This window comes from Nonomuraea sp. NPDC052634 (assembly GCF_040678535.1).
In the GTDB taxonomy this organism is placed as follows: Bacteria; Actinomycetota; Actinomycetes; order Streptosporangiales; family Streptosporangiaceae; genus Nonomuraea; species Nonomuraea fastidiosa.
In genome coordinates this window covers 1,237,102-1,250,921 of record NZ_JBFATY010000001.1, presented here as the reverse complement: position 1 = coordinate 1,250,921, position 13,820 = coordinate 1,237,102, and the positions used below count along the sequence as shown (strand labels likewise).

The following is a 13,820-nucleotide window of genomic DNA, read 5'->3' as shown; positions in this document are numbered from 1 at the left end:
CTCGCGGCGGTCAGACGGGGCCGCGGTAGCCCGGGGGAGGGGTGTCGCCCTCGTAAGCGGGAACGGGGCGGCCGGTCAGGAACGCCCGGAGCAGTCGCAGATGGGCCGTGCTGCGGTCGCCCTCGGCGACGTCGCCAAGGTAGGCGAGGCGGGCGTCGGGCAGCGTCTTCTGGTACGCGGCGGCGGCCGACCAGCTCTCGGCGTCACAGGCGCTCTTGACGATCAGCACAGGAACCTCCACCTCGGCCAGGTCCGCGCGCAGAGACGCGGGCCCCGGCCGCCCGGTCACCGCGACGTAACCCCCAGGAGGGTCCCCGGTACCCCCGGGAGGGTCCCCGGCCAGGGCGGACTTCTCTCGGGACGCGCCGGTCTCCTCCTGGGGCGTGCCAGACCTTCCGCGCGTGACGGCCGCTCCTCCGCGAGGGGCGGTCTCCTCTCCACGCGGGGCGGTCTCCTCTCCACGCGGGGCGGTCTCTCCGCCGCGTGCGGCGGGTTCCCCTCCGCGTGCGGCGGGCTTCCCAGCAGGGGCGCTGGAGTTCCCTTCGGATGCGGTGGACATCGCTCCGGACACCCGAGTCTCCGCAGGCGCCCGAGGTTCCTTGTCCGTGCGCTTCTTCTCGGGTGCGCGAGTCCCCGCAGGTCCTCCGGCGCCCTCACCGCGGTCGGAGGTCGTCCCGGGCGGCGATGGGCACGGGGGCTCGACGGTCCGGCGCAGACGGGCAAGGTACGCCGCCAGACCGGCCTCACCGGCGTAGGCGTGCGCGGCAGGCGGATCCACCCGGAGCAGAGCCGCGATGGCGAGCGTACGAGGATCCGGCAGATCGGAGGCCAGGTTAGCGGGGTTCGGGAGGGCTGGGGCGGCGGGACGGGACGGGGTGAGCCCGTCAGGGGAGTACAGGGCCGCTCTGGCGACCCGCCCGGGATGGCGTACGAGGTAGGCGGCGGCGAGCTGGGCACCGTGGTCGCGGGCGACGAGGTTCAGCCGCTCGGCACGGAGAAGGCGGCGGATCGCCTCCAGGTCGGCCACGTCCCGGTCGAGGCCGTAGCCGCGCGGGTCGGCGAGCCGGGCGGACCGTCCCGCGCCGACCTGGTCGTAGACGTACACCTCGAAACCCTCGGACGCAAGCCGCCCGTAGAACGCAGCGTCGCCGGCCAGGTCACCGATCCCGGGCCCGCCGTGCAGGAACACCACCGGCTCCGGCCGGGTGACCCTCTTCGGAGCGGTACGTACGTACGCAAGCCGAGACCCCGTCGGCAACCGCCACTCCCGCTGCCCCGGCACCTTGGCGACCGGCTCGGCCGGCGGAGGCGGCCCGAGCGTAGCGGCACCGACCTGCCACACCACCAACGCCTCGACGGCGAGCAGCGCCACCGCCCGCACCCAACGCCCCCACACCGCCCGCGGCCGGGGCACGCACAGCAGCAGCCCCAGGAAGAACACCGACGCGAACACCGCCAGCCCCGTCACCGCGAACACCACCGGCCGCGCCCCCACCATCGCGGTCCCGGCCAGCGCGGCCAGCCCCAGTACCGGCGAGAGCGCCAGCACCCCGGCACCCGCCACCACCCGCCCGGTGATCCTGGCGACCAAAGCCACAAAAGGGACGGTAGTGCAATCCACCCCGCCGCGACCCGCAAACCAGCCGCACAGTGCGCCTGGCCCGCGACGTCCACCCGCGAGCCCGGACGGGCGCGGCGTCCTCACCGCCGGGTTCCGGGTGCGGCTGCGAGGCGGTGAAGGCCGCGGCGGGTTCGGGCGAGGGAGCCGGGCAGGTGCGGGTTTCCGGCGGTTCGGCTGGGCAGGCGGGACCCGGTGATCGGAAGCGCGGATGCGCCTGCGGCGTGGACACGATCGGAAGGGACGGACGCGCGGCACGCAAGCGTGATCGGAAGGAGCGGGCACCGACGCGATCCGGCCGGCATCGGGAGGGCGCCTGGGTGGGCGAGTGAGCGTCGGCTGGTGGACGAGTCGGCGTCGGGTGGGTGGACGCGGGTGGACGCGCCCGTCGAAGGCGGATGCCGGGCTGGGGCAAGGGTGACGATTACGCTCTGTGTGTGAGATGTACCACTCCGTCATAGGAAGCCTTCATGCGCGCACGTCTGACCCTGTCGCTGGCCGTCATCACCCTGGCCGTTCTGCCCGGCTGTGCCGGGCAGCAGCCGCCGCACACCGCGGCGGTGCCCGCATCGCCGACCGATGCCGGAGCCGAGGTCTCTGAGCAGGACCGCGAGTGGATGCGGCTCATCCACCAGGCGAACCTGGCCGAGGTCCAGGCGGGGCGGCTGGCTCAGGGCAAGGCCACCACGAAGCAGATCAAGAAGGTCGGCGAGACGCTCGTAAAAGATCACACCCAGCTCGACATCAAGGTCACCAAGACGGCCGAGCAGCTCGGCATCGACCTGCCCACCTCGCCGTCGCCGGAGCAGTACGAGATGCTCGACCGTATCCAGAGCGTCAGCGGGCAGGACTTCGACCAGGACTTCCTGTCAGGGATGATCAAGGCGCACCGGCAGGCGCTGAACGCCACGAAGACCGAGATCTCCAAGGGCTCCGCGCAGCCGGTGGTGTCGCTGGCCAAGGAGGCGGCGTCGTCCCTGGAGAAGCATCTCGCCGACCTGCGCAAGGCTCAGGGCGGCGGCTGACCGGCACGACACGGATCGCGCAGGAGGCGATGGACGGTGAGCGGGACGGACGAAGCCGCGCGCAAGCTCAAGGGTGCGGCGGGCGAGGTCGTGCGCAAGCTCAAGGGTGCGGCGGGCGAGGTCGTGCGCGGGCGTGAGGGTGTGGCGGGCGAAGCTGCGCGCGGGCGTGAGGGTGTGGCGGACCAAGTCGCGCGCAGGCTCGGGAGCACGGCCGGGAAGGTGGCGCGGGCGGTGGCGCGGCTGGTCGCGGTGCTGCGGCGCGGGCGCGCCCTGCACCCGCGCGGTCAGCTATTGCAGGGGACGCTCACGGTGGGGTCGGAGCTGCTGGGGGAGCACGGCGAGCACGAGGTTCCGGTACGGCTGTCCAAGGGCGTGTCGCTGCCCGGCCGCCTGCCCGACGTGCTGGGCCTGGCCGTACGCCTGCCCAACGGCGTCGATCTGCTGCTGTCCACCGGGTACGGCTTCCTGCCGGTGCCCAGGCGGGGCTTCACCTCGGGCCCGTACTCGACGCTCGCCTCCTACCGCTGCGGGTCGCGGCGCTGCAGGATCGTGGCCAGGCCGGAGGCCGGCGGGCGGGTGCCGGTCGATCCGGCGGAGCTGCCAGGAGTGCTGGAACACCGGGACCTGGTGTTCCACCTGTGGGCGGGGATGCGGTACCTGGGGCGGCTGCGGGTGCACACGGCGCTCACCGGGCAGGATCTGACGTTCGATCCGCTCGTCAACAGCGTCCCCCACCTGTGCCCGGCGAGCCGCCTGCAGGTGCTGCGCGGTGCCGCGTACGAGGGGTCGCGGCAGGGCCGGCGGGCGAAGCTGGGACGCGGCGGGGATTGGCGCGAGAGTCGTTCCGCGAAATAGGGCGAAACGTGCCCAGAACATATACGGAAAAGTCACGATATGGGGTATTTGTCCTTTTTGGAACCAGGACAACACACCAGGGGGATCGTCGTGGCTATGAACACAGAGATCCGTAACCTGCTCGACTGCCATGTCGTGGGATCCGACGGGCAGCCGATCGGGAAGGTGGGCCAGGTCTACCTCAACGACCGCTCGGGCGAGCCCGAGTGGGTGACCGTACGTACGGGGTTCTTCGGCATGAAGCAGACCTTCGTGCCGCTGCAGGACGCTCGCCGCTCGGGTGAGGAGCTCAGAGTCCCCTTCGACAAAGAGATGATCAAGGGGGCGCCCAACATCGACGTGGACGGCAGACTCTCGCTCGACGAGGAGGCCGACCTCTACCGCTACTACGGCATGCAGCCGGCGGACGTCCCACGCCAGCGCACCGGCGAGACGACGGCCGGCGGCGGCCAGGGCCTGCTGGGCAGACCGGCCGCGATGGAGACGGACCGGCCGGGCGGGCTGGAGGAGTCCGATCGCCTCATCGGGGACACGCCAGACAGGACCGACAAGCCCGGGTTCATGTCCGACAGGACCGACGAGCCCGGCTTCATGCCCGGCGGCCCGGCCACCGGCAGGCGTGCCGACATGCCCGGCGAGGCCGGCGGCATGAGAGACGACATGTCCGGCGAACGGGCGCGGAGCTTCGCGGGCGAGACCGGCGGCGGCTTCGCCGAGGACCGCGACATCGACATGACGCGGTCGGAGGAACAGCTGCACATCGGCAAGGAAAGCCGGGAAAGCGGACGCGTCCGGCTGCACAAGTACGTGGAAACGGAGAACGTCCAGGAAACGGTCCCGCTTTCGCACGAGGAAATCGTCATAGAGCGCGAGGACATTCGCGACGCCGGATTGTCCGGGCCGTACGAGATCGGCGCGGAGGACAGGGAGATGATCCTGCACGAGGAGCGTCCGGTGATCGGCAAGGAGACCGTTCCCGTCGAGCGCATTCACGTGCACAAGAGGGACGTCCAGAGCGAGGAGGTCGTCGAAGGGCAGATCCGCAAGGAGCGCCTGGAGATCGACGAGGAAGGCACGAACAGGGACGACAGAGGATTCGGCCGAGGCGACGGGTCCCCACCGAGCCGGTAGGCGAACGCGCGCCCCGGACGGTCGCGCGCCGGACGGCCGGGGCGCAGGCGGCCACATGCCAGGCGGCCACGCCGGTGGCTGGTCGGGCGCCGGGCGCCGGGCGGCTACGCCGGTGGGTGGTCGGGTGCCGGGTGCCGGGCGGGCGCGCAGGTGCAGATCCTAGCCGTCGCGGACAAATCCGAGGGCCGCTACGTCGCACCAGAACGGTGATTCCGAAAGCGCGCCGGCCGACGTCTCGCAGCACCACGCAGTGACGTTTCCCGATAGCCGTTGAAGGCGAAACCACGGACCACCCGACCACCTCTCGGCGGCTTATCAGGAAATAGCTCAGGAATACAGTTCCAGCTCGTTCAGCATGCTGCACGATGCCCCGATCTCCGGTTCACAACCGGACCGGACGGCAGGCAGCACGATCTTGACGTACCGGGCGGTCCGTCCGATCGTCGCGTACCGCAGCGCGTAATCGATCCGGTCCTCGACCGTGAGCACCGGCGGACCCCATGATCGCCCGTCCTCCGACACGTACACGCGCGCCGACGCCGGATGTCCGGGCCGCAGGCTGAGCCCGATGCGGCTGATCGGTCGGGGCCGGTCGAAGCGGAGCACGTAACGGCCGCGCCCGGCGGCGACGGCGCTCGACCAGTAGCCGGTGCCGCCGTCGAAGGCCCCGGCGGGACGCGTGCGCGGGCGGTGCGGGCTGGACCAGCGCATCGTCGTGGAGATCCGCAGCTCGCCACGGCGACGCAGGTCGGCCAGGTCGAGGCGGGTGCCGGGAACGGCGACGTCGAAGAGCAGCCGCTTGATCGCGTACCAGCCGCCGTGCTCGAACCGCCCGTGCGCGGGGCAGGCGGTCTCGTCGAGCAGCCCGTCCGGCCGTACGCCCGGCAGCTTGCAGTTGTCGAAGACCTGGATGAGCCGGTGCGGCCCGACGGCGGCGATGCCGGTGTAGCCGGACGAGCCGTGCGCGTCCCAGATGCCGTCCCGGTTGTGGTACGTGACGCGCGGCTCGAGCCACTGCTCGCCGATGCCGTCGGGGGAGATCGCGAGCCAGTTGTCCGGGCGTCCCGCGCTGAGCACGAGCGCGCCGCCGGGCATGAGCAGCAGCCGCGGGGCGACGCCGCGCACCACGCAGTCGAGCCCGGAGAAGCGCAGCTCGCGGGCCGGTGCCCAGGTGTGGCCGCCGTCGGCGGAGCGGCTCTGCCACAGCGTCGCGTACGGCCCGCCGTCGCGCCGCAGCACCGCCACCAGGCTCCCGTCCGCGGCCTGCGCGATCGCGGCCTCGGTGAAGGCGAAGCCGCCGGCGGGCTCGGCGATGACCCCGCGCCTGACGAAGGTGCGGCCGCCGTCGCCGCTGGCGTACACCTCGGCCTGGTAGGCGTCCGTGCCGGCGTAACGGGCGTACACGGTGATGAGGATCGTGCCGTCGGCGAGCTGGACCGGCGCGCCGTGCGCGGCGCCGCCGGGCAGCAGCTCGCCGGGCGTGACCAGCGTGGCCTCGGAGCGCACCCAGCTCTCGCCGTCGGACAGCGCGGACGAGGTGAGCACGCCGAGCCGCGCGGTGTGCGGCCCGGTGCGGGCCGGATAGTACTCGGTGGCGAAGAAGCGGCCGTCCAGCAGCTCGATCGGCGACTCGCGCAGCGGCGTGGGCCCGGCGGGGCCGAACGTGCGCCCGTCGTCATCGGAGACGGCCGCCGCGCTGGTGAGGACGACCACGCGGTCCACGTTCGTGGTGAACGTGGTGATGACCTTGCGCGCGGGCCGCCCGTCCGGCCCGATCACGTCAAGTGCCGACACGTTGGGGAACCCGGCGAAGTCGAGCCGCTCGGTGTTGGTCGGCTCGGGCGCGAGTGGCGGGGGATACGGGTGAATCCAGCCCAGTGAGGAAGCAGTGGCGATGAGGTAAGCCCCGGACTGGAGGGAGTGCTCCGGTAGCACGCAGTAACCGGGCTCGGCCTGCGCGCGACCGGGCGCCGCGGGCGGCGCGAGGACCGCCGACATGGCCAGCGACAGGCCTGCGACCATGGATCTTGGCACCCGCACGCGCTCGCTCCTCGGCTCCCCCTGCCGACCGCCGGCATCTGAGCGCACTTTAGATCATCGACAGCGCGTAACACCGCATTCACCTGCGGGAAGTCGGCGGTTCACGGCGCTACCCAGGTTCGGCCGGGTGTATGCATGCCGGTTGCGTAAAGTGGCAGTTGACAGAGAACCGGCTCCTGACGACTATCGGGACGGCACTATTAAGTGTCAATTTACGTAGGTCGGGTCAGGAGGTGGCCCTCAATGAGCATCGAGCCGAGGGCGAGCGTAGCCCCCGAGCGCGTGCTGCCCACCCCGGCGCCGATGGCGCCGGAGACGGCCGCGCAACAGCGGGTCGTCGAACGGATCTGCGCCAGGGTCGCGCCGGCCGGCGTGGACGTCGGCGTAGCAGAACTACCCCCCGGCGGACTGCAGGTGTGGATCGACACCCCGGTGCCGATCGCCGAGCAGGAGTCGTGGGTGCTGTACCACCGCATGGCCCGCGAAGTGGCGCTGGTCGGCTGGCACTGCGAGGCCGACGCCGACCGCCTGCTGGTCCTGGGCTGGAGCGCCGCGTGCCTGCACAACCGGGTACGCCTGCTGCAGAGCGGGCTGCGCAGGCTCGCCGACTTCGAGCCCACCGCCCAGCGGGCCGTGCAGCTCGACGGCCGCGACCCCGGCGACGCGCCGGCGACGCGGCTGGTGGACGAGGTGTGCGCCGCCATCAAGCGGCGGCTGCGCTGGCCGGAGCGGCTGGCGGAGCTCGACGGGTTCGAGCGCAGCTCGGGCCTGCCGCACCTGCAACTGCTCCTCGCCCAGGTCGCCGGCCTGGAGGCGAAGATGGCAGCGGCCTGCGAAGAGCACCTCGTCATGGCGCGGGTGCTGGCGCGGGCCGTCATCGAGCACCACGCGCGGCACGGGGACCCGGCCCGCGCGCGGCGCGACGTACTGGCGGAGTCGCGCCGATGGGTGCACGCCAGTTCCATGATCCGCGTGACGGCCACCGCACGGCCGATCACCACAGGCGCGGGCCGGCCGCACATGAGCCTGGCCGAGCGCCGCATCGCCGCGAGCGTCATCAACCACGGCGTGCCGCGGGCGACCCCCGTGGCCGTCACTCCCCGGGTCGCACCTGTCGATCTCGGAGAGGGCGCGCGCTGACCTCGAACCGCTCAACGGCGAGCGGTCGCCCGGAAAACCCCAGACCGATCCGGTAGGAGAGTCCCGTCATGCGAACCCCCCCGCACCTTCCCGCCCGACCCAGGCATGACCGTACCGACCGGGCCCGCGCCGAGCAGCCCAGGCGTCACCCGTACGGGCGGGACCTGCCCGCCCAGGCCGCTCCGCACACCACGTACACGGTCCAGAACGACCACGTGCAGGGCGATCCGTTCCGTGGCCGCTTCGGCACCCCGTTCGAGGCGGCACCGCCCCCCGAGGCGGACGCGTTCGTCGAGCAGCGGCTGCTCGGCATCAGGGAGATGTCCAACCAGGCCATCGGCTCCATCGACGACCTGCTCCAGCACACCGTCTGAAGTCGTCACCAGCGGCCCCCGACGGCGGAGGCCGGAAGAGCGTCAACCGCACCACTTTGGAGAGAGTCATGCAGGACCTTTCGCGCCCCGAACTGCGGTCGCGTGACGTCGGGGGCCACCAGCCGCGCACCGTGGCGGGCATCGAGACGCCGCGCACCCTCGACGAGGTACGCACCCTCGTCCGGCAGGCCATGGTGGACAAGCTCCGCCTGTACCCGATCAGCACGGGCAGGAACTGGGGCATGGGCTCGGCCATGCCCGTCACCGACGACAACCTCGTCGTCGACCTCGGCGGCATGAACCGCATCCGCGGCCTCGACCTCGACAACGGCTACGCGATCGTCGAGCCGGGCGTCACCCAGCGGCAGCTCGCCGAGGTGCTGGAGGGCACCCCGTGGATGCTGAACGTCACCGCCTCGTGCGCCGACACGTCGGTGATCGGCAACGCGCTCGACCGCGGCGACGGCTCCATCCGCTCCCGCGTCCACGACGTGGCCGGGCTGGAGGCCGTGCTCGCCGACGGCAGCGTGGTCACCACCGGCGGCCTCGACCCCGCCGGCCACTACCACGGCCGGGTCGCCGGACCCGACCTGACGCAGGCGTTCGTCCAGCACAACCTCGGCATCGTCACCGCGATGGCGGTCTCGCTGGTGCCGCGCCCGCAGACCATCGCGCTCGTGCACGGCCGCCTGCCGGCCCACCAGGCGGGCCTGGCGGTGGAGGCGGTCTCCGGCTTCCTGCGCCGCGGCAACCCGGCCGACGGGCTGATGCGCGTACGCGAGCTGTCCCTCGTCCCCGCCTACGGCGACTGGACGCTGCCCGCCGGCGTCGACCCGAGCCTGTTCACCGTGCTCGGGCCGCTCATGGGCAGCGACGCCACCGTGGAGCTGGCCGAGGGGCTGCTGCGCAAGTCGCTCATCGAGGTCGAGGGCGCCGAGGCGCTGCGCGTCGTCGACACCGCCACGGTCGACCCCGGCGACCCCCTGTACCCCAGGGCGCTCATGTCGCGGGGCATCCCCACCTGCCTCGGCGTGCACCACGCGCTGAACGTGACCTCCTGCGACCAGATCGACGACGGCCCGATGGGCTTCCTCGCGCTGCTTCCGCTCATGCCGCAGCAGGCCCGCAAGACCGAGCACATCGTGGCCGGTCTGCAGGCCGCGGTGGACGCGCACAGCACCGCGATGATGATCGAGTGGAACATGGTCAGCCCGCACCGGGCCAACGGCGTCATGCAGATCTTCTTCGACCGCGGCGCCCCCGGCGCGGCGCACCGGGCGCACCAGCTCCGCAACGACGGCAACTGCGTGCTGCGCGCCAACGGCTGCGCCATCTACCGCTCCGACATCGACCACGCCGCCGCCGACGTCTGGTCCGAGACCAGCACCGCCGGCCTCGGCATGCTGCACCGCCTCAAGACGGCGCTCGACCCGGACGGCCTGCTCTCGCCCGGCCGGTACGGCGCCTGACCCAGGAGCCAGACACAGACAACGCGCCGCCCCGGCGCGCGGCCGGAGCGCCCGGGGCGGGGAGAACGGCTCGACGCATCCCAAGGAGGATCCACGTGCGTTCGTCACCAGCGGCCGTCAGGCCCACCACGACCAGCAGGCGTCACGGCGTGATGCTGCGCCTGGTCGGCGCGGGCGTCATGTTGGCGGTGATGGCCGACACCACGGCCACCACTCTGGCGGTGGGAGTGCTCAAGTACACGCCCGCCGGCGCCGGCATGCCGCTCGGTGACCTGGTCTGGCTGACCAGCGCGGCGTTCATCCCGATCGCCGCGCTGCTGGCCACCGCGGGCCGCTGGGCCGACCTGTTCGGCCGGCGGCGGGTGCTCGCGGTCGGGCTCGTGGTGTTCGTGCTGGGCGGCATCGCCACCGTCACCGTGGAGTCCTGGTCCGCCGTGCTGGCCGCACGGGCCGTCCAGGGCGCGGGTGCCGCGGCGATGATCCCGGCCAGCCTCGGGCTGCTGCTCGGCGAGCTGCCCGAGTCGCAGCGGCGCGGCGCGATCGCGCTGTGGAGCTCCGCCTCCGGGCTCGGCTGCCTGCTCATGCAGGCCGGCGGCGGCTGGCTCGCCGCGGCCATCGGCTGGCGGGCGCTGTTCGTCCCCAACGTGGTGATCGGCGTGCTCCTGCTGATCGCCTGCCTCGGAGTGCCCTCGGGCAAGCGCGGCAACGCCAAGGGCGTGCCGGACGTCCTCGGCGCGTGGCTGCTGGCCGCCGGCATCGCGGTGATCGTGCTCGCCATCTCCAAGGCCATGGAGTGGGGGACGGACGTGCTGTGGCTGGGGCTGGCCGCCCTGGCGCTGATCGGCGGCGCGCTCGCCCAGGCGCGGCACCACCACCTGCCCGCCATCGACCTGGCCCTGTGGCGGCGGCCCAAGTTCGTCTGGGGCTGGCTGGCCACCTGGGGATTCGGCGCGCTGTCGTACGGGCTGCTCACCGTGCAGCCCCTCTACCTGCTGCACCTCGGCTACCCGATGCTGGAGGTGGCCATGTGGCTCACCCCGACCTCGGTGGCCGTCGTCGTGACGAGCTTCCTGGCCGGGAAGCTGGTCAAGCGGGTCGGTGCGTACGGGCTCATCTACGCCGGCTCGCTGCTGTGCGGCGGCGCCTGCGTGATCGTGCTGACGCAGGCAGGACCCACCATCTGGGGACTGATCGCCAGCGTCGTGGTCGGCATGGGCGTCGGCGCGCTCGCGCCCGGCACCTCCGTCGCCACCACCCTGGCCGCCCGCCCCCACCAGTACGCCTCCGCCGTCGGCGCGGCCACCATGGCCCGCATGGTCGGCGGAGCGGTCGGCGTCGCCGTCGTGTCGGTCGTGATCGACCACCCGTTCATGACCGGCCCCTTCGCGGGCCTGGCCGGCGCGCTCGCCATGTGCGTGGCCATCTCGGTGCTGATCGGCGCGCTGGCACTCACCAAGATCACCCGGCTCAGGCCGGACCCGGGTGACGTAATGATCAAGGTGCCCCGCCGGATGCTGCTCGAACTGCGCATGACCCTCGCCACCGTGGCGGCCGAGGCCGACGCGCTGCTGCCGGTCGAGACCCGCGCTCCCTCCGCAGATCCGCACACCGCCCCGCACACCGGCCCGCACACCGACCCGCACAACGACCGGGTCCCGCGGCCGCGTACGGCCGAGCCGGGGCCGCTCGCCGGGACCCGCGGGCACACGAACTAGATCAACCATTCAGAAGGGCTCTCGTCATGGCTACCACATCGTGCGACGTAGCGATCGTCGGCGCCGGGCTCGGCGGCTGCTTCCTGGCCTTGCTGCTGGGCCGCCGCGGGCAGCGCGTCGCCGTCATCGAGCAGGGACCATCGGTCCCGAGCGCGGGCGCCGACTTCCTCAAGCCCCCGGGGCTGCGCGTGCTGGCCAGGCACGGGCTGGCGGACCTCGTCGGCCGCCAGGGCCTGCGGCGCGACACCATCCGCTACTACCACGATGGCGACCCCATCCAGGAGATCCGCTTCCCCGAAGGCGGCTTCCTGATCCGCCCGTACCGCGAGCTGGTCGAGCTCATCTACACCTCGTGCACGATGGCGGGCGTCGAGTTCTGGTTCGACGCCGGCATCGGCGACCTCGACCTCGGCGATGGCCGCCCCGCCGAGCTGACGCTCAAGGACGGGCGCACCCTACGAGCCGGCGTCGTCATCGGCGCCGACGGCACCAAGTCCGTCGTCCGGCGCTCGCTCGGGATCGAGCAGCGCGTATCGCCGTACGAGCGGCTGATCATGCGGGTGGCGACCGTGCCGCTCAGCGCCAGCGTCGCCCAGCTCAACCGGCTGTACTTCTCCTCCGAGGGCTGGTTCACCTACCTCTACCCGGTCGGCAGGGACGAGGCCCGCGTGTTCGTCGGCCTGCCGCCGGAGGACGACCAGGAGATCTTCGAGGACGGCATCCCGTCGCTGCTCGACGAGCTGAAGAAGTTCGTCACCGACAGCTCCGACGCCTTCAACCACCTGCAGGCGGCGACCTGGCAGCGCATCAAGGTGTCGTCGCTGCGGGTCGAGTCCTACCACCGGGGCAACGCCGCGCTGCTCGGCTCGGCCGCGTTCGCCTGCCACCCGATGACCGGCATGGGCATGAGCTACACGGTCCGCGACGCCGAGATCCTCGCCGACGTCATCTGCGCCGCCGGCGGCGACCCCGAGGAGCTCGACCGGCTGCTGTACGCCCGCTACGAGCCGCGCAGGCACGCCCACCGCCAGCTCATCGACTACGGCGACGCGCTGGCCACGACCTTCCCCGACCGGGAGGCCTACCTCGCGGCCTTCCGCCCGGACCTGCACATCTTCGGTGAGGCGGGTGCCGTGCCGAATGTGCCGCAACTCGTCTGAGCCGCGCCCCCGCCGCCCGCCGTTCCCCACCTGGTGAGGTCGTTCAGTGCCGCGCTGAGTGCGGTGGCAGCCCGATACCCAGGCGGCGGGGGCGCTCCGGCGGGCGATCACGGGTAGTGCTGGCCCTACCCCCGAATCGGGTGGCAGCGGGGGTCCGCCGGCACCCCTCGCGCCGCGATGCTGAGGAGCGATCACACAATCCCCTCGGCATCCGGAGACGCATGTGACTGTGACGGAGACCTCCCGCGCCCCCTCGGGGCGGCGGGGAAGCGACTACGCGAGATTGTCGCGGCTCATCGCCCAGGCGGGGCTGCTCGACCGGCGGCCCGGCTACTACGCGGTCAGGATCGGACTGGTCGCCGCCCTGTTCGCCGGCACGTGGGCGCTGTTCGCCGCGGTCGGGGACTCGTGGTGGCAGATCCCCGTCGCCGTGCTGCTCGCGGTGGCCTTCGGTCAGGTCACGCTGCTCGCCCACGACCTGGCGCACGGACAGATCTCCCGCTCCCGGCGCACCAGCAGGATCGCCGGGCTGCTCGTCGGCAACCTCGCCGTCGGGCTCAGCTACGGCTGGTGGATGGACAAGCACACCCGCCACCACGCCAACCCCAACCACGAGGACCACGACCCCGATGTCAGCCCCGACATCCTGGTGTGGTCGCGGCGGCAGGCCGAGGCCAGCCGGGGGCTGCCCCGCTTCATCGGGCGTTACCAGGCGTGGCTGTTCTTCCCGCTGCTCACCCTCGAAGGCGTCAACCTCAAGGTGTCGAGCTTCCGCGCGCTGCGCAGGCCCACGCTCAAGAACCGGGGGCTCGAAGGAGCGCTGCTCGGCGGGCACACGCTGGCGTACCTGGGGGCGCTGCTCCTGGTGCTGCCGCTGCCCAAGGCGCTGCTCTTCCTCGCCGTGCACCAGGCCTGCTACGGCATCTACCTCGGCTGCACCTTCGCGCCCAACCACAAGGGCATGCCGGTGCTCACCGCGGAGGACGAGCTGGACTTCCTCCGCAGGCAGGTGCTGACCTCGCGCAACGTGCGCGGCGGGCACCTGGTCACCATCGCGCTCGGCGGCCTGAACTACCAGATCGAGCACCACCTGTTCCCCAGCATGCCCACCGCGAACCTGCACAAGGCGCGGCCCATCGTGCGCGACTACTGCGCCTCGCTCGGCATCGACTACGTCGAATGCGGGCTGCTGGAGTCGTGGGGGCAGGCGCTGCGCCACCTCCACGACGTCGGCCGCCCGCTGCGCGCGGCCAGGGCGTGACGACCGCGTCCCCTCGACGGCCGGGCTCCTGA

11 protein-coding genes are annotated in these 13,820 nt (G+C 72.3%); 9 read left to right on the top strand and 2 right to left on the bottom strand.

The window, feature by feature from the left end; translation table 11 throughout:
• Positions 1–10: 10 nt before the first annotated feature.
• Positions 11–1,597, bottom strand: coding sequence for an alpha/beta fold hydrolase (locus tag AB0K67_RS05780; RefSeq protein WP_364053476.1), 1,587 nt, complete (start codon positions 1,595–1,597; stop codon positions 11–13).
• A gap of 491 nt (positions 1,598–2,088) precedes the next feature.
• Between AB0K67_RS05780 and AB0K67_RS05775 the strand changes: the two genes are divergently transcribed.
• The 3 genes from AB0K67_RS05775 (at position 2,089) to AB0K67_RS05765 (ending at position 4,629) form a co-directional block, all read left to right on the top strand.
• The gene (locus tag AB0K67_RS05775; protein ID WP_364053473.1) at positions 2,089–2,643 is read left to right on the top strand and encodes a DUF4142 domain-containing protein; all 555 of its coding nucleotides are present in this window, start codon (positions 2,089–2,091) and stop codon (positions 2,641–2,643) included.
• A 36-nt stretch (positions 2,644–2,679) separates the two neighbouring features.
• A complete protein-coding gene (locus AB0K67_RS05770) occupies positions 2,680–3,498 on the top strand; it encodes a hypothetical protein (protein ID WP_364053470.1) in 819 nt (272 codons plus the stop codon).
• 96 nt (positions 3,499–3,594) lie between these two features.
• A complete protein-coding gene (locus AB0K67_RS05765) occupies positions 3,595–4,629 on the top strand; it encodes a PRC and DUF2382 domain-containing protein (protein ID WP_364053467.1) in 1,035 nt (344 codons plus the stop codon).
• A gap of 327 nt (positions 4,630–4,956) precedes the next feature.
• Here the strand turns inward: AB0K67_RS05765 and AB0K67_RS05760 are convergent, their stop codons facing one another.
• A complete protein-coding gene (locus tag AB0K67_RS05760) occupies positions 4,957–6,669 on the bottom strand; it encodes an exo-alpha-sialidase (RefSeq protein WP_364053464.1) in 1,713 nt (570 codons plus the stop codon).
• 243 nt (positions 6,670–6,912) lie between these two features.
• On the opposite strand from AB0K67_RS05760, the gene AB0K67_RS05755 reads away from it, so the two are divergent.
• From AB0K67_RS05755 to AB0K67_RS05730, 6 genes are all read left to right on the top strand, one after another.
• Complete coding sequence (locus tag AB0K67_RS05755) at positions 6,913–7,809, top strand: hypothetical protein (protein WP_364053461.1); 897 nt, start codon at positions 6,913–6,915, stop codon at positions 7,807–7,809.
• A 68-nt stretch (positions 7,810–7,877) separates the two neighbouring features.
• Entirely contained in the window at positions 7,878–8,183 is a 306-nt protein-coding gene (locus AB0K67_RS05750) for a hypothetical protein (RefSeq protein ID WP_364053458.1), read from the top strand.
• Between the two features lie 68 nt (positions 8,184–8,251).
• Positions 8,252–9,652, top strand: a complete 1,401-nt coding sequence (locus AB0K67_RS05745) for an FAD-binding oxidoreductase (RefSeq protein ID WP_364053455.1) — start codon at positions 8,252–8,254, stop codon at positions 9,650–9,652.
• 95 nt (positions 9,653–9,747) lie between these two features.
• Positions 9,748–11,367 (top strand): MFS transporter, encoded by a 1,620-nt coding sequence (locus AB0K67_RS05740; RefSeq protein WP_364053452.1) that lies wholly within the window; start codon positions 9,748–9,750, stop codon positions 11,365–11,367.
• A gap of 26 nt (positions 11,368–11,393) precedes the next feature.
• Entirely contained in the window at positions 11,394–12,527 is a 1,134-nt protein-coding gene (locus AB0K67_RS05735) for an FAD-dependent monooxygenase (protein WP_364053449.1), read from the top strand.
• Positions 12,528–12,750: 223 nt separating this feature from the next.
• Positions 12,751–13,788 (top strand): acyl-CoA desaturase, encoded by a 1,038-nt coding sequence (locus tag AB0K67_RS05730; RefSeq protein WP_364053446.1) that lies wholly within the window; start codon positions 12,751–12,753, stop codon positions 13,786–13,788.
• Positions 13,789–13,820: the final 32 nt, after the last annotated feature.